The organism is Parvibaculum sp. (assembly GCF_049672805.1).
GTDB lineage: Bacteria > Pseudomonadota > Alphaproteobacteria > Parvibaculales > Parvibaculaceae > Parvibaculum.
Window position 1 is genome coordinate 1 of sequence record NZ_JBATWS010000459.1, and the last position, 2,229, is coordinate 2,229.

2 protein-coding genes and 1 pseudogene are annotated in these 2,229 nt (G+C 63.8%); all 3 read left to right on the forward strand.

Annotated elements, in window-relative coordinates; translation table 11 throughout:
• The coding region (locus tag WBF74_RS14325; protein ID WP_424441109.1) for a 3-deoxy-D-manno-octulosonic acid transferase at nucleotides 1-852 on the forward strand (852 nt) is incomplete at its 5' end.
• Nucleotides 845-1,873, forward strand: coding sequence for a tetraacyldisaccharide 4'-kinase (lpxK, locus tag WBF74_RS14330; protein WP_424441111.1), 1,029 nt, complete (start codon nucleotides 845-847; stop codon nucleotides 1,871-1,873). The genes WBF74_RS14325 and lpxK, both read left to right, overlap by 8 nt.
• A gap of 43 nt (nucleotides 1,874-1,916) precedes the next feature.
• Nucleotides 1,917-2,229 (forward strand): annotated as a pseudogene (locus WBF74_RS14335) (lipid A biosynthesis lauroyl acyltransferase); the annotation flags it as partial.

Below are 2,229 nucleotides of genomic sequence, written 5' to 3' on the forward strand. Positions count from 1 at the left end.
CTTGCGCTTGTGAATGCGCGCATTACCGAACGCTCCTTCCGCAACTGGCGGCGCGCGCCGGGCTTTATCTGCGATCTCCTGTCACGCTTCCGCCTGCTGATGGCGCAGGATGGCGCGAGCGCGGCGCGGCTGAGGCTTCTGGGTGCGGGAGATGTCGCGGAACCGGGCAATCTCAAACATGACGCGGCGGCGCTCGCCTGTGAGCCTGCGGCGCTGGAGCAGCTTCGCCTCGAAATCGGTCCTCGTCCGCTCTGGCTTGCAAGCAGCACGCATGAAGGTGAAGAGCGCATCGCAGCAGAGGTGCATCTGGCGCTTGTCACGCGCTTTCCCGACCTGTTGACAATCATCGTACCGCGCCATCCCGTGCGGGGAGATAAAATTGCAAGCGAGCTTCGCGCCCTCGGCCTCACCGTTGCGCAGCGAAAGGCTGGCGAACCTGTAACTTCCACGACAGCGATCTATCTCGCCGACACGCTGGGGGAGATGGGGCTTTTCTATACGCTGTGTGACATCGCCTTTATCGGCGGTACACTCGACAACAGGACGGGCGGGCACAACCCATACGAAGCGGCCCGGCTTGGCTGCGCGCTCATCGCCGGACCATGCGATTTCAATTTCGCGGAACCTTACGAGGACTTCACGGCAAAGAACGCCATGCAGCGCGTGATCGGTACCACAGACCTTTCCGATGTGGTGGACCGTCTGCTCTCCGATGAAGCGGTGCGCATGCGCATGTCGGAGGCGGCCTACAGCCTTGCGAGCCAGGGCAGCGGCGCGACAGCTCGCACCGCGGATGCGCTTCTCGCCCTTCTCCGCACGACAGCGGATCAGAAGGATACCGCCCATGCGTGAGCCGCGTTTCTGGTATCCGGCATCGCGCAACCGGACGGGCATCGCAGCGCGGCTTCTGGCACCTGCGGGTTTTCTCTATGGCGCGGCGGGCGGCCTCAAGCGCCAACTGGCAAAGCCGGTGCAAAGCACTCTTCCGGTCATCTGTATCGGCAACATCACCTCAGGCGGTGCCGGCAAGACGCCCGTTGCCATGACCATCGCCTCGCTTCTGCTCAAGCAGGGCGAGCGAGTTCATTTCTTAAGCCGCGGCTATGGCGGGCGCGAGCGCGGGCCGATCCGTGTTGACCCGTTTCATCATGGCGCGCACGATGTAGGGGATGAACCGCTGTTGCTTGCCGCCGTTGCTCCCACATGGGTGGCGGCAGACAGGCCCAAAGGCGCGGCGGCGGCGGAGCGCGGCGGCGCCGGCCTCATCATCATGGATGACGGTTTTCAGAATCCGTCACTCGCCAAGGATTTCTCGATATTGGTGGTGGACGCAGCGGTGGGGCTTGGCAATGGCCGCCTCATCCCCGCCGGCCCGTTGCGCGAGAAGGTGGACAGCGCGCTTGCCCGCACCAATGCCGTGATCCTGACGGGGCGCGGCCATGCGGGGGATGGCATCGCGGCGCGGGCGCGGGCGCGCGGCATTCCTGTTTTCCGATCCATCGTGCGGCCCCCTTCTCCGCCCGAAACAGGCGGCCCCCTCCTTGCCTTTGCCGGGATCGGGCGGCCTGACAAGTTCTTCCAGACCTTGCGCGATCTCGGTGCGGAGATTGCCGAGACGGTCTCTTATCCCGATCACCATGTCTATCGCGACAGTGATGCGCTGGCGCTTCTGGTGCGCGCGCGCGAGCTGGATGCACGGCTCATTACCACGGAAAAGGATGCGGTTCGGCTCACCCATGCGGCACCCGGCACGCCGCTTGCCCGGCTTGCCGAGATGACGGCTACCCTGCCCGTCCGCGCGCATATTGCCGAGATCGACACGTTGATGGCGCTGATACGCGATGCTGTCACACGAGCGAGACGGCGTGGATAAGATGGTATAAGCGAGCCTCGAAGAAGCAGAAGAATCGGTCGATATGGCGCGCAATAAAAAATGGGTACACCTCGCCGAATATGCAGGGCTGCGGCTCGCGCTCGGCATTTTTGGCGCGCTTGGTGTGGACCGTGCCTCGGCGGTGGGCGGCTGGCTCGGGCGTCAGATCGGACCGCGGATGGGCGTTACCAATCGCGCGCGGAGCAATCTCGCGCTCGCAATGCCGGAACTCTCGCCGGAAGAGATAGAGCGCATTGTCATCGGCATGTGGGACAATCTCGGCCGGACGATTGCGGAATATGCGCATCTCCAGCGCCTTATCGAGCCGGAGGAGAGACACCGGCTTGATATTCAAC

Excerpts from the sequence above, each read along its gene's own strand:
- lpxK (WP_424441111.1), top strand. The coding sequence starts at position 845 with ATGCGTGAGCCGCGTTTCTGGTATCCGGCATCGCGCAACCGGACGGGC.